The following is a 17,572-nucleotide window of genomic DNA, read 5'->3' on the forward strand; positions in this document are numbered from 1 at the left end:
TGGACGAATGGGCCGGTGCTGTCCGGCCGTGGGCTGGTGAAGCGCTACGGCGCGCAGTACGCCCTGGCCGGCATCGACATCGACATCCAGCCGGGGCTCCGCCTTCGCCGAATGCAGACGAACCTAGGGTGCGGTCCAGCCGCGCTGCTCGCCGCCGGAGCGGGAAGCGCCGTTGAGCCGCATCTTCGCCGCCTCGGCCCGCTCGCGCTCGGCCAGCTCGGCGTGCAGCTCACGCAGCAGCGCCCGGTCGCGCTCGCTCAGGCTCGGGTCGTCCAGGTCCAGCGCCGGCAGCTCGACGACCTCGTGCATCGACGGCTTGCCGATGGCGATCTCGCGGCCCTTCTCCGGGTCCTCGGCCAGCGCCTGCCGCAGCTGCGCGACCTCGGCCGGGGTCAGGTCGGCGGTGCGCTCGGCCCGCGTCTCGGACCGCTCGGAAGACCGCTCCGACCGCGACTGGCGCGGCGGCTCCGGGACGGGCGGCGGCGACACGATCGGCACCACCGGGGCGACGGGCTCCGGCGAGGTCGTCGTGGCGGCGCTCGACCGCATGCTGTGCCGGCTGCCCGAGGACTCCGCGACCGGTTCCGGCGCCACCGCGGCCGGCGCCTTGACCGGCTCGGGCCGGTAGACCGACGCGGTCGACGTCGTGCTCCCGGTCACCCAGGCCGGCGACGCGGCCGCCGAAGCGGCCTGGTGGTACTCGGAGTGCGCGACGCCGGGGCCGCTGACCTCGACGACGGAGTGGATCCCGGCCCGGCGCAGCGCCGTGTCGACGCGGAACGCGACGGCCGGCGGGTTGCCCTCCGGCCCCAGCTCGACGAGCACCACGCGCTGCGGCAGCGCGCCCGGCACGCTGCCGGCCGGCGTGTTGCGCCACACCGCGTGCACCGAGCGGACGTCCGGCAGCACCTGCAGGGTCCGGTCGAGCGCCTCGGCGATGCCGAACTCCGGGGAGTTCTCGCCGCTGAACCGGTGCGTGCTGACCGGCTCGGCCTCGTCGACCAGCAGGTCGTTCGCCAGCGTGGCGTCCGACCGGCTCATCTCGAGCACCAACGCCAGTTCCCGCTGTTCGGCGGAGCTGACCGGGATCCGGCCCGCGATGAGCGTGCCGGTGGTCAGCTCGACCGCCTCGTCGATGTGCGCACGGGCGATCAGCTCACGCGCCTCGGTGAGCGCGCTGTCGTCGATCCGGCCCGCCAGGGCCAGTAACAGGTTGTGCAGGCGCAGGGGCACCGAGAACCCGTCCATGGGCGGGCCGTCGTGGACCTCCACCATTGCCTTGCTCCCTCCCAGCTCGCTGGCGGGCGAGCGCTATGCGGCTACTAGCCGGGTCCCCGTCACCGCGCCCACGCAGACCAGCTCTGAGTCGGCCAGCGCGGCCCGGTGGTACCCCGGCAGGTCGAAGCGCGGCGGAATGACCTCGACGCTGGGCTCTTCGTCGCCCAGAACGCGCAGCACCCGCTGCAGTTCGCCGGTCAACCTCGGCAGACCGTTCAGCGCGGTGATCAGCAGCACGCGTTTGGCCGTGCCCTGCCCGACCACACCGACGTGTCGCCAGCTTTGCCGCACTTCCCCCACGTCCGGGCGTCCTCGCAACGTTGCGTGGATCAACACGGACACGGAGTCGACCGAGTTAACCCATTCGGGCGCACTCGACGTGAATGTGTACCGGTTCTCGGTGACGTCGTCTACCCCCAGCGTCGAACTGACCTGGTGCCAGTCGGCGCCGTGCGGGATGAGCCCGGCCACGAGCAGGCGGTACTCCGTCTGGTCGAGGTCAATCCTGTGCTTAAGCAAAGACCTCGGCAGCGTCCGGGCGAGCGTGCCCATGGCGCCCTCGCCGAGCCAGTCCCGGAACCGCCACAGCAGCTGGTCGGGCAGCCGCCCGGCCAGCCGGAGCAGCAGCTCGTGAGTGGACTGCTCGATGTCCGGATCCATCACTGCACCTCCACGATCAGTTCGACCTCCACCGGCGAGCCGATGGGCAGCTCCGCCACGCCGACGGCCGAGCGGGCGTGGATGCCCGCGTCGCCGAAGACCTCGCCGAGGAGCTCGGACGCGCCGTTGACGACCGCGGGCTGGCCGGTGAAGCCCTCCGCGGAAGCCACGAAGCCGACAACCTTGACGATCCGCGCGACGTTGTCAATGCCGACCAGTGCGTGCACGGCCGCGAGCGCGTTGAGCGCCGACGTGCGGGCGTGGCCCTTCGCCTCTTCGGGGCTGATCTCCGCGCCGACCTTGCCGGTCGCGGCGAGGACGCCGTCGACGAAGGGCAGCTGGCCCGAGGTGTAGACGTGCTTCCCGCTCTGGACGGCGGGCACGTAGGCGGCCAGCGGGGCGGCCACGCCGGGCAGCTCGATGCCGAGCTCCTTCAGCCGTTCGCTCCAGCTCACGGGGTCAGCCCTTCGGACGCTTGAGGTACGCGACGTGCTGCTCGCCCGTCGGGTTCGGCAGCACGGTGACCAGTTCCCAGCCGTCCTCGCCCCACTGGTCGAGGATCTGCTTCGTCGCGTGGATCAGCAGAGGGACGGTCGCGTACTCCCACTTGGTGGCGCTCATGAACCGGGAGCGTAGCCAAGCGGGCAAGACCGCCGGGGGCCGCCGCCGGAAATCCGCGCGCGACTCGCCGTGCTGTGTTCCATCTCACGCCGCTAGCGTGGGCTCGTGGAAACGTGGCGCGTGATCGCGGCGGCCCTGCTCGCGGCGGCCGGGCTGCCCCTGGTGCTCGTCGTGATGGCGAAAGTGCGCGACCGGACGCAAAGCTCCGGCCAGGTCGTCCTCGGCGGGGTGATCACCTTCACGCTGCTGGTCGTCCTCGGTGTGCTCATCCTCACCGTGCTGCCCGGGCTCGTCGCCTGGGTGCTCGTCGCGGCGGTCGCGGCTGCGGTCAGCGTCATGCTGCTGGCCAGCTGAGCGCTGATTTAGGGTGAAGTGGTGACCACTTCCCATGCCGGCTGGACCGACGAGCTTGCCCGCGCCCGGCTGCACTTCGTCACCGGCAAGGGCGGGACCGGCAAGACGACGCTCGCCGCGGCGCTCGGCCTCGCGCTCGCCCGCGAAGGCCGGCGCGTGCTGCTCATCGAGGTCGAGGGCCGCCAGGGCATCGCCCAGCTCTTCGACACCGAGCCGCTGCCCTACGCCGAGCAGCGCATCGCCGCCGTCCCCGGCGGGGGCGAGCTGCGCGCGCTGCACATCGACGTCGAGGCCGCGCTGCTCGAGTACTTCGAGATGTTCTACAACCTCGGCTTCGCCGGCCGGACGCTGCGGCGGATGGGCGCGATCGAGTTCGCGACCACGCTCGCCCCTGGCCTGCGGGACGTCCTGCTCACCGGGAAGATCAAGGAGTGCGTCGGGCGCACCGAGTCCGACGGGCGGCACACCTACGACGCCGTCGTCGTCGACTCGCCGCCGACCGGCCGGGTCGTCAAGTTCCTCGACGTCACCAAGGCCCTGACCGACCTCGCGAAGACCGGCCCGATCCGCGGCCAGGCCGACGGCGTCGTCAAGCTGCTGCACTCCGGCGAGACGGTGATCCACCTGGCCACGCTGCTGGAGGAGATGCCGGTCCGCGAGACCGTCGAAGCCGTCGCCGAGCTCGACGGCGCCGACCTGCGCCCGGGTGCGGTGCTCGTCAACCGGGTCAGACCGCCGCGGCTGCCCGCGCGCTCGGTGACCGCCGCCGCGGACGGGCGCGTCGACGCCTCCCGCGTCCGCACCGGGCTCGCGTCGGCCGGGCTGAAGCTGCCGGAAGACACCCTGGACGCGCTGGTCGAGGAAACCGTCGAGCACGCCGTGCGGGTCGCGGCCGAGCAGCGGGCGCGCGAGCAGCTCGCCGAAGCCGACCTGCCGACGCTCGAGCTGCCGGACCTCACCGACGGCGTCGACGTCGCGGCCCTCTACGACCTGGCCGAGGCCCTGACCGACCAGGGGGTGCGGGTGTGACCACCATCGACATCGACGCGCTGCTGGACGCCCCGGAGAGCCGCGTGATCGTCTGCTGCGGCTCCGGCGGCGTCGGCAAGACGACCACCGCCGCGGCGCTGGCCCTGCGCGCGGCCGAGCGCGGCCGCCAGACCGTCGTGCTGACGATCGACCCCGCGCGGCGCCTGGCGCAGGCGCTCGGGCTGCGCGAGCTCGGCAACCACCCGAAGCAGGTGAAGGTCGAAGGGTTCGAGCCCAAGGGCGAGCTGTGGGCGATGATGCTGGACATGCGTCGCACCTTCGACGACATGGTGCGCGTGCACGCCGGCCCGGAGCGGGCCGAGCAGCTGCTGCAGAACCCCTTCTACCAGACCATTTCCACGTCGTTCTCCGGCACGCAGGAGTACATGGCGATGGAGAAGCTGGGCCAGCTCGCGGCCAGCGGCGACTGGGACCTGATCATCGTCGACACCCCGCCGAGCCGGTCCGCTTTGGACTTCCTGGACGCGCCGACGCGGCTGTCGTCCGCTTTGGACGGCCGGATGATCCGGCTGCTGACCGGCCCGGCGAAGGCCGGCGGCTGGGGTCTGCGCAAGGTCGTCAACGCGGGCTTCTCGATGTTCGCGAAGGCGGTCTCGACGATCATCGGCGGCCAGCTGCTGACCGACGCGTCGGCGTTCATGCAGGCGTTCGACAGCATGTTCGGCGGCTTCCGCGAGCGCGCCCGCAAGACGGCGGAGCTGCTGCGCTCGTCGGGGACGTCGTTCCTGGTGGTGGCGGCCCCGGAGCCGGACGCGCTGCGCGAGGCGTCCTACTTCGTCGAGCGGCTGTCGTCGGAGTCGATGCCGCTGGCCGGGCTGATCGCGAACCGGACGCACCCGGTGCTGGCGAAGCTGTCCGGCTCCGAGGCGCGCACAGCGGCGGACTCACTGCAGGGCGCGCCCTTGGCCGAAGCGGTGCTGCGCCTGCACGCGGACCGCGTCGACCTGGCGGCGCGCGAGGAGAGGCTGCTGGCGCGGTTCACCCGGGCGCACCCCGAGGTGGCACTGGCCCGGGTGCCCGCGCTGGCCGGCGACGTGCACGACCTGGAAGGCCTGCGCGCCATCGGCGTGAAGCTCGCCGGCTGAGGCCGAGCGGCGGGGCACGCGGTGGCAGGACCGCGCACCCCGCCGCGGCCCTCAGCCGACCTCGACCCGCTCTTCCGCGTCCCTCTTGGCCGCGTCGAGCAGGTCCGCCCAGCTCTCCACGTCGGGGCGGCGGCGCAGCAACGCCCGCCGCTCCCGCTCGGTCATGCCTCCCCACACGCCGAAGTTGATCCGGCCGTCGAGCGCTTCGGCGAGGCATTCCGTCCGGACCGGGCAGCCCATGCAGACCGCCTTGGCCCGGTTCTGCTCCGCGCCCCGGACGAACAAGCCGTCCGGGTCGGCGTCCCGGCAGGACGCGTTCATTCGCCAGCTCGACTGGTTGGTTTCCATACCCCCAGCTCCCTACCCTGGTGATCGACGCACCAGCGGGGAAAGGCACTGCGCTCCTTGCCCCCGCGAGCGTGTCTCCCTCTGCTCACGTCGGTTCCGGGCACCTCCCCGGTGCCGGTAGCCGCCGCATCGACCGGACGAGCTCCCACTCGTGTTGGTCCATCCGACGGCTTGTCTTCGTGAGACGTTGACGGACTGTAGGGGCCCTCGGTTCCCCCCGTCGAGACCTAGAATGCCTTCCGTTACCAGATGTCACCGAAGGGGGTCGGTTTTGTCACTGATTTCACACCTCCGGAGACACGGCGTCACCGGCGCCTGACTCACTCCGGGTAGCCTGGCCCTCGTGCGAAAAGCGGATGGTTTGTTCAAGCTCATCGGCCTCTGTCTGCTCGCGGGGGTACTCGTCGCCGGCATGCTCTTCCCGATCGTGGGGGCCGCCGGTGTCATGTCCAACCAGGCCAGCGAGACGGTGGAGAAGACGTCCTCGGACCTCGCCGACATCCCGCCGCCGCTGGTCACGACGGTCACCGACAGCACCGGCAAGCCGATCGCGACCCTGTACGACCAGTACCGCCTGCCGATCACCCCGGACCAGATCAACGAGGCCATGAAGTGGGCCCTGGTCTCGGTCGAGGACAAGCGGTTCTACGAGCACCACGGCGTCGACTGGCAGGGCACGCTGCGCGCGGCCGTCAGCAACACGACGGGCGCCGACACGCAGGGCGCGTCGACGCTGACCCAGCAGTACACCAAGAACTACCTGATCAACGTCGTCTACCGGAACGACCCGATCGGCCAGAAGAAGGCGCAGGAGCAGTCGGTCGCCCGCAAGCTCAAGGAAGCGCGGATCGCGATCCAGCTCGAGACCAAGCTGTCCAAGCAGCAGATCCTCGCCGGCTACCTGAACATCGTCGAGTTCTCCCGGCAGATCTACGGCATCGGGGCCGCCGCGCACGCGTACTTCAACACCACGCCGGAGAAGCTGACGGTGCCGCAGGCGGCGTTGCTGGCCGGGCTGGTGAACAACCCGATCAACAACGACCCGTGGAAGCACGCCGACAAGGCCACCGCGCGCCGCAACCTCGTCCTCGACCGGATGGTGGAGAACAAGAAGCTGGCCAAGGCCGACGCGGACCGCTTCAAGGGCGAGCCGCTGGGCGTCGTGCCGGACTTCCCGGCCAAGCCCGCGGCCAACTGCATCGGCGCGGGCCCGGAGTCCGGGTTCTTCTGCCAGTACGTCGAGGACTACCTGATCAAGGCCGGCATGACGAAGGACCAGCTCTACACCGGCGGCTACACGATCAAGACGACGCTGGACGAGCGCGCCAACCACGAGGCGAAGGTCTCGGCCGAAGCGCAGGTCAAGAAGACCCAGCCGTACGTAGCCAACACGCTGTCGCTGATCAGGCCGGGCAAGGAGCGGCACGAGGTGGTCGCGCTGGCCGCGAACCGCGACTACGGCCAGAACCAGGACCAGGGCCAGACGACGTATGCGCTGCCGACCGGCGTCTACAACACCGGCGGCGCGGGGTCGACGTACAAGATCTTCACGTCGGCCGCGGCGCTCGAGAAGGGCGTGGCGGGGATCTACTCGCCGGTGCTGGTGCCCGACTCCTATACGTCGCGCGTGTTCACCGGTGGCGCGAAGAGCTGCCCGCCGACCGGGCCGCCCCTGCGCTCGAACTGGTACTGCGTGGGCAACGCCGGTGACTACAGCCGGATCGCCCAGGGCGCGACCCTGCAGACGGCGCTCGCGACCTCGCCGAACACCGCGTTCGTCGAGCTCGAGGACCGGCTCGGCAGCACCGCGCCCGGCATCGACATGGCCAAGCGGCTCGGCATGCGCGACACCATGGCGAGCAACATCGGCGGTGGCACGGTCGACCCGAAGGCGGACAAGCCGGAGAAGAGCCAGAGCCAGGCCGAGTACTACGGCCCGAAGGGCAGCTGGCCGGGCTTCGGCGCGTTCACCCTGGGCTTCAGCCCGCTCAGCGGCCTGGAGCTGGGCAACGTCGCGGCGACGATCCTCTCCGGCGGCGTCTGGTGCCCGCCGACGCCGATCGCCGGGGTGACCGACCGCAACGGCGCGCCGGTGCCGGTGAAGGAAGCCCCGTGCGAGCAGGCCGTGCCCGAGGGCCTGGCGAACACCCTCGCCGTCGGCATGAGCAAGGACGACCAGCCCGGCGGCACGTCGGCCGCCGCGGCGGCCGCGGTCGGCTGGAACCGGCCGATCATCGGCAAGACGGGCACGACGCAGGGCAACGTCTCGGCGACGTTCGTCGGCGGCACCCCGCAGCTGGCGGGCGCGGCAATGACATTCAAGTTCGGCGGCGGCCAGGGCGGTATCTGCGACGCGGGACCGGGCAACGTCCGGGTCTGCGGCAGCGGGAACATCTTCGGTGGCAAGGCCCCGGCCCGCACCTGGTTCGGCGCGATGAAGAACATCATGGACGCCAGCCAGCCGGCTGTGCCGTTGCCAGGACCGGATCCGCAGTACATGGGCGGCGCCGCCCGGTAACGGCCGGAAGGGGCCGCGCTCGGCGCGGCCCCTTTCCGGCTTGTTCCGGTCGGTTACGCCGGCGGGAAAGCCGAATCCATCGACATCAGCAATTCCGGACTGGCCGGGTCGTCGATCTCGACGTACGGTCGTTCACCCACGTGCCGCGCCCAGAAGGTCTGGTTGCCCACCCACTCGGGATCCTCGGTCGACGACACCGAAACCGTGATGAGCGCCGTCACCGCCGGCGCGTCCGGAACGGCGCGGACGAGGTGCAGCACCTCGCGGCTCAGCGCATAACCACGACGAAGCAGCAGCGCCGCCCGCTCCTCCCCGCGCGGAAGGTCCAGGTCGTGCACGGCACGGCCGTTCACCGCCGCTTCGTACCCTGTCAGGTCGTCGAACGCGGCGCGGTCACCCGAATACGACCGGCGCCGGGCTCCCAGGACCCACGCGCCGCCGGGCTCCCGGACCCAGCCCGCCGCCAGGACTTCGCCGGCCCCGGGCGGGAGGTCCGCCGCGGTGACGGTGTCCAGCTCCGCCCGCGCGGCCAGTTCGCGCATCGCGTCGGTCATCACCAGCACGGTCATTCCCTTTTACCCGGAATACCCCAACGGTCAGTTCCCCCCTGGCATGTCGGACAGGACCTCCATGTTCCACCAGTAGTACAGCTGGTCGAGCCGGTCGTTGTCCGTCACCTTCGTCGACAGCAGGACCCCGCCCATCAGCTTCTTCGCGTCCGTCCACGCCAGCTGGGCCGGGTCGCCGAGGAAGCACGTCAGGTAGTCGCCGGGCACCGGCGCGCGCGTCTCGGCTCGGTAGTACGTGCCCCAGATCTTCGGGAAGGTCAGCGGGCGGCACGCGCCCTTGGCGTCGTTGCGCGTGAGGCCCTGGCTCTTCACGATGTCCTGGAACCACTTGTCCATCGCCGCCGCGTCGGCGAACCGCAGGAACTTCGCCCCCGTCGGCTGGGGGAACACCACGTTGCCCGCCTTGACGTCCCCCACGTTCGAGTCGCCGCATTCGACGGCGGCGGCCGCTCCGGCCGGGACGGTCGCGTCTTCGCACGTGTACTGCTTGTAGACCGCGGGAAGCGCGGCGTACAGCTTCTCGTCGTGGGCCGGCTTCGTTTCCGAAGTGGACGGTGGTGGCGTCGTCTTCGAGGTCGTCCCCGGCGTCGACGACGTCGGCGGGTCGACGGTCACCGGCGTCGTCGGACCGCCGGTCTGCGTCGTCTTGTCCTTCGTCACCACGTACGTGATCACCAACGCGACCACGACGATCCCGGCGAGCACGCCGCACAGCGCGATCCACCGATTCCGCTGCGACTTCGCCGCCCGGGGCGGCTGCGGCGCGACCGGGATCGGGACCGGGGCACTCCACGGTCCCGTCGGCGGACCCGCGTACGTCCCGGTCGGCGGACCTGGGTAGGGCGCGGTCGGCATCGGCATGGCGCGCGGCGGGGTCATCGGCGCGGGCCGAGCCGGCGGCGGTACCGGGCCCGGCAGGGTCTTCTGCCACGTCGGCATCGGCGGCACCGGCGCGGCGAGAGCCGTCCGGACGGCGTCGGCGAACGCCCGGGCCGTCGGGTACCGGTCGGCGGGGTACTTCGCCATCCCGCGCGCCACCACCGCGTCCAGCGCCGGCGGCAGCCCGGGCCGCTCCTGCGACGGCACCGGCGGCGGCGCGTTCAGGTGCGCGCCCATCTGCGCGGCCGCGCCTTCCGCGGCGAACGGGCGCCGCCCGGTGAGGCACTCGAAGAACACGCACGCGAGCGCGTAGACGTCGACGAGCCCGGTGATCGGCGCGTCGCCGAAGCGTTCGGGCGCCATGTAGTCGAGGGTGCCGATCACGTTGCCGGTGCCGGTGATCGACGTCCCCTCGCCCGACATCGACCGCGCGATGCCGAAGTCCACGAGGTACACGAAGTCCGCGCTCGTCACCAGCACGTTGGACGGCTTGACGTCCCGGTGCACCAGGCCGTCCTCGTGGGCGGCGTCGAGCGCGCCCGCGACCTGCTCGACGATCGCCGCCGCCCGCTCGGGCGTCAGCGGCCCGTCTTCGAGCAGCTCCTTGAGGTCCTTGCCCTCGACGAGCCGCATGTCGAGGTACAGCTGCCCGTCGATTTCGCCGTACGCGTGGATCGGGATCACGTGCGGTTCCCGCAGCCGCGCGACGATCTGCGATTCGCGGCGGAACCGCGCGCGGAAAGCCTCGTCACCCGCGTTCGGCCCGGACAACAGCTTGAGCGCGACGACGCGGTCGTGCGCCGTGTCGTACGCGCGGTGGACCTCGCCCATGCCCCCTCGGCCGAGCAGGCCCTCGATCCGGTACGGCCCGAACTGCTCCATCGTTCTCCCCAACCCCCCGGTTGGAAACCCATCACACGGGCCGACGCAAATGCTAAAGGTCAGGTTCCCCGGAACGGCGGCGAGTTGACCCAACCGTTGAGCACGTATCCTGGACTCCGTGAGCACGCTCAGTAACACAAGCACGTCGGGGGCGACCGCGAAGCGCCTCGCCGCGGGGACGGTGGCGCTCGGCGTCGCGACCCTCGGTTACGCCGTCGGCATCGAACGGCGCCACTGGACCCTGCGCACCGCCGAGCTGCCGGTGCTGGCGCCGGGGTCGCGGCCGTTCACCATCCTGCACGTCTCGGACCTGCACATGCTGCCGAGCCACCGCAGCAAGCAGCGCTGGGTCGCCGCGCTCGACGAACTGAACCCCGACCTCGTCGTCAACACCGGCGACAACCTCTCGCACCGGCAGGCCGTCCCGTCCGTGCTGCGCGCGCTGGGCCCGCTGCTCGACCGTCCCGGGGTGTTCGTCTTCGGCAGCAACGACTACTACGCGCCGAAACCCAAGAACCCGGCCCGGTACCTGATGCCGCAGGGCAAGAAGAAGCGCATCCACGGCGTCCAGCTGCCGTGGCGCGACCTGCGCGCGGCGTTCGTCGAGCACGGCTGGACCGACCTGACGCACGTCCGCCGCACGATCGACGTCGGCGGGCAGCCGGTGTTCGCGGCCGGCGTCGACGACCCGCACCTGCGCCGTGACCGCTACGCCGACATCGCCGGCCCGGCCGACAGCGGCGCGGCGGTCCGCATCGGCGTGACGCACTCGCCCGAGCCGCGGGTGCTCGACACGTTCGCCACGGACGGTTACGACCTGGTCCTGGCGGGCCACACCCACGGCGGCCAGCTCCGGCTCCCGGGTTACGGCGCCTTGGTCACGAACTGTGAGCTGGATCGCACCCGCGCCCGCGGCGCCTCGCGCTGGGGCGCGCACATGTGGCTGCACGTTTCGGCCGGCCTGGGCACGTCGCCCTGGGCGCCGGCGCGCTTCGCCTGCCCGCCCGAGGCGAGCCTGTTGACCCTGGTCCCGCGCGGATCGGGGACGGCGAAATCGCGTAAGTCGGCCCCCCGGAAAGCCCGCGACACCGTCCGCTAGACTTCTCCACGACCCGTTAAGCAGTACCTCGGGGTGTGGCGCAGCTTGGTAGCGTGCCTCGTTCGGGTCGAGGAGGTCGTGGGTTCGAATCCCGCCACCCCGACGAGTAAGAGCCGGTGTCTTCGGACACCGGCTCTTCTGGTTTCACAGCTCTTTCAGCGCTCTTTCAGCGGGTCGCCGTCACCTCGACCCAGCATTGGCTGAAATCGCCGTCGCCACCGCGGGTCCACACCCACGCCGAGCGGGCCGCGCTCGCCAGCTGGTCCCGGTCTCGTCCCTCCTCCCTGAGTGCCGCCTCGAGCCGCGTCTCCACGTATCTCGCCAGGTCGCGGTAGCTCATGTCCGAGCGGTAGCGGGCTCTCGACACGATCTCCGTGAACCCCGCCGTCGCGCATTGGTCCGCGATCACGCGGCCCGCGAACGGGTTGCCGCCCGCCTGGCGGCGCAGGAGGTAGTGGCCGCGCAGGGCCGCGTCGACGTTCGCCGTCTTCGGCCGGAGGCGGGCCTTGCTCCAGTCCGAAGTGGACAAAGCCAGCCTGCCGCCCGGCTTCAGCACGCGGTGCAATTCCGCCAGCGCGTCCAGCGGTGCGGCCAAGTGCTCGAACAGCGCGTGCGAGAACGCGACGTCCACGCTCCCGGAAGCGAAGGGCAGGTCGTACGCCGACGCCACCACGTAGTCCACTGTGGACCTCCCGGCCCGGCGCGCGGCGGCCCGGGCGAGCGCCACCTGACCGGCGTCGAGGTCGACTCCGGTGACGCGGGACTCCGCGGCCAGCCCGAGCGTGATCGAGCCCGGGCCGCAGCCGAGGTCGACCACCCACGTCCCCGGCCCGAACAGCGGCTGGGCGAACGTCGCGCGCTCCGCCGCCGTGCGCGCGGACATCATCGAAACCGCGTCTCGCCCGTAGCCCGGCGCGTAACCCTCCAGCACCCCGCACACAGTACGGCCAGAAGGTGGCAGGATCGAGGGGTGAGCACGCAGTCAGCCAAGCAATTCCCGCCCGCGGTGGTCCCGGACCGGCTGTTCGACGACGCCGAAGCCGAAGCCCGCTGGCGCGCCCGCTTCCACGCCCCCCGCATCTCGACGCCCGATTGGGCCCGCGACGCCCCCGACGCCAACGTCTACGTCTCCAACGCCAGCGGTGTCTGGGAGGTCTACGCCTGGAACCGTGCGACGGACGAGCACCGCCGCGTCACCGACCGGCCCAACGGCACCCTGCACTCGACCCCGTCCCCGGACGGCGAGTGGATCTGGTGGTTCGACGACACCGACGGCGACGAGTTCGGCTCCTGGGTGCGCGAGCCGTTCGCCGCGACCGAGGGCAGCAAGCCCGAGAAGGCCGTGCCGGACGTCCACGACGGCTACCCGGCCGGCCTCGAGATCGGCGCCGGGATCATCGCGGTCGGCGTCTCGACCGACGACGGCAGCGAGCTGTTCGCCCGGATCGGCGGCGAGACGCACCGCTTCTACAGCCACGCGGACGACGCCGGCATCGCGTCGATGTCCCGCGACGAGAGCCTGATCGCGATCTCGCACTCCGAGCACGGCGACTCGCGCCACCCCGCCCTGCGAGTGCTCGCCACCGACGGGTTCGCCGTGGTGGCCGACAAGTGGGACGGCGAGGGCAAGGGCCTGTCCGCGCTCGAGTTCTCGCCGCTGCCCGGCGACCAGCGCCTGCTGGTGCTGCACGAACGCCGGGGCCGCGAGGAGCTGCTCGTCTGGGACGTCCGGGACGACACCGAGACCGAGATCGAGCTGGACCTGCCCGGCGAGGTCGTCGCGGGCTGGTACCCGGACGCCCGCGCCCTGCTCGTCGTCCACTTCCACGAAGGTCGCAGTTCGTTGTACCGCTACGACCTCGACACGGCCGAGCTGTCCTCTGTGGACACTCCGGCCGGCCGGATCGGCGGCGCCGGGGTCCGTCCGGACGGGACGGTCGAGTACTCGTGGTCCAGCGCCGCCGAGCCGGCCGCGGTCCGGGCGCGGACGGCCGACGGCGCCGACTCGGTGCTGCTCGAGCCGCCGGGCGACCGGGCGCCGGGGTCGGAGCCGGTGACCGACGCGTTCGTCGAAGGCGTCGGCGGCCGGATCCACGCACTGGTCTCGCGGCCTTCGAACGCGCCGGAGGGCCCGCTGCCGACGGTGTTTTCGCTGCACGGCGGCCCACACGCGGCGGACGAAGATCGTTTCTCGGCTTACCGGGCGACCTGGCTCGACGCCGGGTTCGCCGTGATCGAGGTAAATTACCGCGGCTCGACCGGCTACGGCTCGGCCTGGCGTGACGCCATCGAAGGCCGGCCCGGGCTGACCGAGCTGGAGGACGTCGCCTCGGTCCACGACTGGGCCGTCCAAAGTGGACTCAGTGATCCGGCGAAGTGCGTCGTCAACGGCGCCTCGTGGGGCGGCTACCTGTCGCTGCTCGCGCTCGGCACGCAGCCGGCGCGGTGGGCGGCGGGCGTCGCCGGGGTGCCGGTGGCGGACTACGTCGCCGCGTACGAGGACGAGATGGAGCAGCTGCGCTCGTTCGACCGCGCGCTCTTCGGCGGTTCGCCGGAGGACGTGCCGGCGGTGTACGCGGAGTGCTCGCCGCTGACGTACGTCGACGCCGTCAGGGCGCCGGTGCTCGTGCTGGCCGGCGACAACGACCCGCGCTGCCCGATCCGCCAGATCGAGAACTACCTCGACCGGCTCGGCGGCCGCGACCTGCACCACGAGTTCTACCGCTACGACGCCGGCCACGGCTCGCTGGTGATCGCGGAGACGATCAAGCAGACGTCGATCGAGGTCAACTTCGCCCAGCGGGCCCTCGGCCTGCGCTGACGCGCTCGCCGGGAGGCCGGACGGTCTCCCGGCGGGTCAGCGTTCGGAGTGCAGGACGCCGCCGGTCGCCCAGTGGTCGGCGCCGATCTCGACGAGCGTCACCTGGACGCCCTCGGGCTTGCCGCCGCAGGTGCGGACGAACGCGTCGGTCAGCTCCCGGACCAAGGCGCTCTTCTGGGCGGGCGTGCGGCCGGGGAACATGGCAACGCTGATCATCGGCATGACGCGCAGCCTAGAGCCCCCGGTTCACCGACTGCAGCTTGGTGACGGCGGCGGCGTCGCCCTCGAAGTCGAGCTGCACGGCGTCGCGGCCGAAGACGAACAGCAGCAGGTCCACGGGCTCGCCGACGACCGTGACGGGGTCCGGCCCGGTCTTGACGGCGGCTTCCCGGCCGTCTTTCGTGCGGAGCGTCACGCCGACCGGCGCCTTGCGCAGGTTGAGCTTGGCGGCTTGTTTCGCCGACTTCCAGGCGGCGGCGTCCCGGGTGGCATCGGCGGGCCGCGGCTCCCAGCCCGGCTGCGCGCGCCGGACGTCCTCGTGGTGGACGAGGAACTCGGCGGTGTTGGTCAGCTCGTCGAGCGGGCCGATGGCGGTGGGCCAGAACTTCGACGGGCCCTTCCGGACCTGCTCGACCAGGCCGGCCCACGGCTTGGCGGCGTAGCGGTCCTGGACTTTCTGCGTGTACCCGGCGAGCGCGGGCACCATGATCCCGGGCGCGGCGTCGGGCCGGTGCTCACGCACGACGAGGTGCGCGGCGAGATCCCGCGTCGTCCAGCCTTCGCACAAGGTGGGCGCGTCCGGCCCGAGGTCGTCGAGGAGCGAGCTCAGCGCCTGGCGTTCGTCAGCAGCGACACCCATGTGGTCCACGTTACCCGTCGGTAGACGTCCCTGGCGACGGGAAGAGACCACGGGCACGTGTCGTTGATCCAGACGTGAGCCGACTCTTCAGCCCGATCTCCGTCCGCGGCCTGACCCTGCCGAACCGCGCGTGGGTGTCGTCGATGTGCCAGTACTCCGCCACCGACGGTGTGCCGGACGACTGGCACCTCGTGCACCTCGGCCAGTTCGCCACCGGGGGCGCCGGGCTCGTCATGACCGAAGCGACCGCCGTCGTGCCCGAAGGGCGGATCAGCCCCCAGGACACCGGCATCTGGAACGACGCGCAGGCCGGAGCGTGGCAGCGGATCGTCGAGTTCGTGCACAAGCAGGGCACCGCGATCGGCATGCAGCTGGGCCACGCCGGCCGCAAGGGCTCGACGCGGCGGCCGTGGGAAGGCTCGGGCAGCGTCCCGGAGAACGAGGGTGGCTGGCCGAGTGTCGGCGCCGACGCTCAGCCGTTCGGCGCCTACGCCCCGGCGCGGCCGCTCACCACGGACGAGGTCAGCGCCCTCCCGGAGGCGTTCGCCGAGGCGGCCAGGAAGGCGGTCGGCGCCGGGTTCGACCTGCTCGAACTGCACTTCGCGCACGGCTACCTGGTGCACCAGTTCCTGTCCCCGCTATCGAACACCCGGACCGACCGCTACGGCGGCGACTTCGAGGGCCGCACCCGGCTGGCCCTCGAAATCGCGGACGCGGTCCGCGCCACGACCGACGTCCCCCTCTTCGCCCGGCTGTCGGCCACGGACTGGACCGAGGACGGCTGGACGCTCGACGAGTCCGTCCGGCTGGCGAAGCTCCTGGCCGAGCGCGGGATCGACCTGATCGACACCTCCAGCGGCGGCAACACCCCGAACCCGGACATCCCCGTCGGCCCGGGCTACCAGGTCCCGTTCGCCGAGCGGATCCGCACCGAAACCGGCCTCCCGACCGGCGCGGTCGGCATGATCACGAACCCCCAGCAGGCGGAAGACATCATCGCCGACGGCGAAGCGGACGTCGTGTTCCTGGCCCGCGCCCTGCTGCGGGACCCGCACTGGCCGCTGCGGGCGGCGAACACCCTCGGCGCGGACGTCCACTGGCCGGACCAGTACGCCCGCGCCAAGTCCTGGCACTAGTGGTGGAAGGAGGTCGCCTTCGCGGGATCCTGAGGGCGGCCGCCCTCCTTCTCCAGTTCCGGCAGCACGCGCTTCAGGTCCGCCAGCAGCAGGTCCGCGAGGTCGTGGGTGAAGCCGTTGCGGACCACGATCCGCAGCACCGCCAGATCCGTCCGGTTCTCCGGGAACGTGTACGCCGGCACCAGCCAGCCGCGCTCGCGCAGCCGTCGTGACACGTCGAACACGTCGAACCCCGCGTCCGCGCGGGTGGTGAACGCGAACACCGGCAGCTGCTCGCCGCAGGTCAGCAGCTCGAACTGCCCCAGCGCCTCGATGCCGGCCGACAGGTGCGTCGCGACGTCACGCGAAGCCTGCTGCACCGCGCGGAACCCCTCGTGGCCGAGGCGCACGAACGTGTAGTACTGCGCCGCGACCTCGGCGCCCGGGCGCGAGAAGTTGAGCGCGAACGTCGGCATGTCGCCGCCCAGGTAGTTCACGTTGAAGACCAGCTCCGACGGCAGCGCGGCCTGGTCGCGCCACACCACCCAGCCGACACCCGGGTACACGAGCCCGTACTTGTGGCCCGACGTGTTGATCGACGCCACGCGCGGCAGCCGGAAGTCCCACTCCAGGTCCGGGTCGAGGAACGGCGCGATCATCGCGCCCGAAGCGCCGTCGACGTGCACGGGGATGTCCCAGCCGGTGCGCTCCTGGAGAGCGTCCAGCGCCGCGGCGATCTCCGCGACCGGCTCGTAGCTGCCGTCGAACGTCGAGCCCAGGATCGCGACCACGCCGATCGTGTTCTCGTCGCAGCGCGCCACCGCCTCGTCGGCGGAGAGGTGGTACCGGTCGCCCTCCATCGGCACCAGCCGCGGCTCGACCTCCCAGTACTCGCAGAACTTCTCCCAGCAGACCTGGACGTTGATGCCCATCACCAGGTTCGGCTTGCCGGTGCGGCCCAGCTTGGACCAGCGGCGCTTCAACGCCATCCCGGCGAGCATGCAGGCTTCGGACGACCCGGTCGTCGAGCAGCCCATGATGTCGGTGGGGTCGGGGGCGTGCCACAGGTCGGCGAGGATGTTCACGCAGCGCCGCTCCAGCTCGGCCGTCTGCGGGTACTCGTCCTTGTCGATCATGTTCTTGTCGACGCACTCGGCCATCAGCTCCCGCGCCTGCGGCTCCATCCACGTCGTGACGAAGGTGGCGAGGTTGAGCCGCGCGTTGCCGTCGAGCATCAGCTCGTCGCGCACGAGCTGCAGCGCCGCGTCCGGCGGCAGCGGGTCGTCGCGCAGCTTGTCGCGCGGCATGACGAGGCTCGCCGCGAGCGCCGGGTTCGCCCCGGCGTACATCGGATTCGTGCCGCCCACTCGGTCCGGACGGTCCGTCTTCCCCTGATGCAGCACCATGCCGCCGAACGTACTGCGGATCGCGGGT

The 17,572-nt window shown here is 71.6% G+C and carries 18 protein-coding genes, 1 tRNA gene and 1 pseudogene; 9 read left to right on the forward strand and 11 right to left on the reverse strand.

Annotated elements, in window-relative coordinates; translation table 11 throughout:
- A pseudogene (locus tag ABZ342_RS36895) lies at positions 1–93 on the forward strand (ABC transporter ATP-binding protein); the annotation flags it as partial.
- Between the two features lie 30 nt (positions 94–123).
- On the opposite strand, the gene ABZ342_RS36900 reads toward ABZ342_RS36895, so the two are convergent.
- From ABZ342_RS36900 to ABZ342_RS36915, 4 genes are read right to left on the reverse strand one after another with little or no spacing between them, the layout of a single operon-like run.
- Positions 124–1,275 carry a hypothetical protein gene (locus ABZ342_RS36900; protein ID WP_360483230.1) on the reverse strand — a complete coding sequence of 384 codons (1,152 nt, stop codon included), beginning with the start codon at positions 1,273–1,275 and terminating at the stop codon, positions 124–126.
- A gap of 36 nt (positions 1,276–1,311) precedes the next feature.
- Positions 1,312–1,938 carry a hypothetical protein gene (locus ABZ342_RS36905; protein WP_155547846.1) on the reverse strand — a complete coding sequence of 209 codons (627 nt, stop codon included), beginning with the start codon at positions 1,936–1,938 and terminating at the stop codon, positions 1,312–1,314.
- A complete protein-coding gene (locus tag ABZ342_RS36910; RefSeq protein ID WP_086840822.1) occupies positions 1,938–2,393 on the reverse strand; it encodes a RidA family protein in 456 nt (151 codons plus the stop codon). The genes ABZ342_RS36905 and ABZ342_RS36910 overlap by 1 nt, the downstream gene beginning before the upstream one ends.
- A 4-nt stretch (positions 2,394–2,397) precedes the next feature.
- Positions 2,398–2,559: a DUF4177 domain-containing protein gene (locus ABZ342_RS36915; RefSeq protein WP_086679227.1), complete on the reverse strand. Its 162-nt coding sequence runs from the start codon at positions 2,557–2,559 to the stop codon at positions 2,398–2,400.
- A gap of 105 nt (positions 2,560–2,664) precedes the next feature.
- Between ABZ342_RS36915 and ABZ342_RS36920 the strand changes: the two genes are divergently transcribed.
- The 3 genes from ABZ342_RS36920 to ABZ342_RS36930 are packed head-to-tail and all read left to right on the forward strand — an operon-like array spanning position 2,665 to position 5,048.
- Positions 2,665–2,913 carry a hypothetical protein gene (locus ABZ342_RS36920; RefSeq protein WP_155547847.1) on the forward strand — a complete coding sequence of 83 codons (249 nt, stop codon included), beginning with the start codon at positions 2,665–2,667 and terminating at the stop codon, positions 2,911–2,913.
- Positions 2,914–2,934: 21 nt separating this feature from the next.
- On the forward strand, positions 2,935–3,942 hold the full coding sequence (locus ABZ342_RS36925; protein WP_155547848.1) for an ArsA-related P-loop ATPase: 1,008 nt from the start codon (positions 2,935–2,937) through the stop codon (positions 3,940–3,942).
- The gene (locus tag ABZ342_RS36930; protein WP_155547849.1) at positions 3,939–5,048 is read left to right on the forward strand and encodes an ArsA family ATPase; all 1,110 of its coding nucleotides are present in this window, start codon (positions 3,939–3,941) and stop codon (positions 5,046–5,048) included. Before ABZ342_RS36925 ends, ABZ342_RS36930 begins: the two co-directional genes overlap by 4 nt.
- A gap of 51 nt (positions 5,049–5,099) precedes the next feature.
- Here the strand turns inward: ABZ342_RS36930 and ABZ342_RS36935 are convergent, their stop codons facing one another.
- Positions 5,100–5,396, reverse strand: coding sequence for a WhiB family transcriptional regulator (locus tag ABZ342_RS36935; protein WP_155547850.1), 297 nt, complete (start codon positions 5,394–5,396; stop codon positions 5,100–5,102).
- 343 nt (positions 5,397–5,739) lie between these two features.
- Here ABZ342_RS36935 and ABZ342_RS36940 point away from each other — a divergent pair, with 343 nt between their 5' ends.
- On the forward strand, positions 5,740–7,914 hold the full coding sequence (locus ABZ342_RS36940; protein WP_360483237.1) for a transglycosylase domain-containing protein: 2,175 nt from the start codon (positions 5,740–5,742) through the stop codon (positions 7,912–7,914).
- Positions 7,915–7,967: 53 nt separating this feature from the next.
- On the opposite strand, the gene ABZ342_RS36945 is transcribed toward ABZ342_RS36940, so the two are convergent.
- Entirely contained in the window at positions 7,968–8,483 is a 516-nt protein-coding gene (locus ABZ342_RS36945; RefSeq protein ID WP_360483240.1) for a hypothetical protein, read from the reverse strand.
- 27 nt (positions 8,484–8,510) lie between these two features.
- Entirely contained in the window at positions 8,511–10,244 is a 1,734-nt protein-coding gene (locus ABZ342_RS36950) for a protein kinase (RefSeq protein WP_360483243.1), read from the reverse strand.
- A gap of 118 nt (positions 10,245–10,362) precedes the next feature.
- Here ABZ342_RS36950 and ABZ342_RS36955 point away from each other — a divergent pair, with 118 nt between their 5' ends.
- Entirely contained in the window at positions 10,363–11,343 is a 981-nt protein-coding gene (locus ABZ342_RS36955) for a metallophosphoesterase (RefSeq protein WP_360483246.1), read from the forward strand.
- A gap of 29 nt (positions 11,344–11,372) precedes the next feature.
- Positions 11,373–11,446 (forward strand) — tRNA-Pro (locus ABZ342_RS36960).
- 63 nt (positions 11,447–11,509) lie between these two features.
- On the opposite strand, the gene ABZ342_RS36965 is transcribed toward ABZ342_RS36960, so the two are convergent.
- Entirely contained in the window at positions 11,510–12,274 is a 765-nt protein-coding gene (locus ABZ342_RS36965) for a methyltransferase domain-containing protein (RefSeq protein ID WP_360483249.1), read from the reverse strand.
- Positions 12,275–12,313: 39 nt separating this feature from the next.
- Here ABZ342_RS36965 and ABZ342_RS36970 point away from each other — a divergent pair, with 39 nt between their 5' ends.
- Positions 12,314–14,164 carry a prolyl oligopeptidase family serine peptidase gene (locus tag ABZ342_RS36970; protein ID WP_360483252.1) on the forward strand — a complete coding sequence of 617 codons (1,851 nt, stop codon included), beginning with the start codon at positions 12,314–12,316 and terminating at the stop codon, positions 14,162–14,164.
- A gap of 36 nt (positions 14,165–14,200) precedes the next feature.
- On the opposite strand, the gene ABZ342_RS36975 is transcribed toward ABZ342_RS36970, so the two are convergent.
- Together ABZ342_RS36975 and ABZ342_RS36980 are read right to left on the reverse strand one after the other, a co-directional pair.
- Entirely contained in the window at positions 14,201–14,386 is a 186-nt protein-coding gene (locus ABZ342_RS36975; protein WP_086859558.1) for a tautomerase family protein, read from the reverse strand.
- Positions 14,387–14,396: 10 nt separating this feature from the next.
- Positions 14,397–15,023 (reverse strand): TIGR03085 family metal-binding protein, encoded by a 627-nt coding sequence (locus ABZ342_RS36980; protein ID WP_155547855.1) that lies wholly within the window; start codon positions 15,021–15,023, stop codon positions 14,397–14,399.
- A 74-nt stretch (positions 15,024–15,097) separates the two neighbouring features.
- On the opposite strand from ABZ342_RS36980, the gene ABZ342_RS36985 reads away from it, so the two are divergent.
- Positions 15,098–16,159: an NADH:flavin oxidoreductase/NADH oxidase gene (locus ABZ342_RS36985; RefSeq protein WP_360483257.1), complete on the forward strand. Its 1,062-nt coding sequence runs from the start codon at positions 15,098–15,100 to the stop codon at positions 16,157–16,159.
- On the opposite strand, the gene ABZ342_RS36990 is transcribed toward ABZ342_RS36985, so the two are convergent.
- Positions 16,156–17,544 (reverse strand): glutamate decarboxylase, encoded by a 1,389-nt coding sequence (locus ABZ342_RS36990; protein WP_360483260.1) that lies wholly within the window; start codon positions 17,542–17,544, stop codon positions 16,156–16,158. The two genes, ABZ342_RS36985 and ABZ342_RS36990, sit on opposite strands and share 4 nt — an antisense overlap.
- Positions 17,545–17,572: the final 28 nt, after the last annotated feature.

The organism is Amycolatopsis sp. NPDC005961 (assembly GCF_040629235.1).
Taxonomy (GTDB): domain Bacteria; phylum Actinomycetota; class Actinomycetes; order Mycobacteriales; family Pseudonocardiaceae; genus Amycolatopsis; species Amycolatopsis camponoti.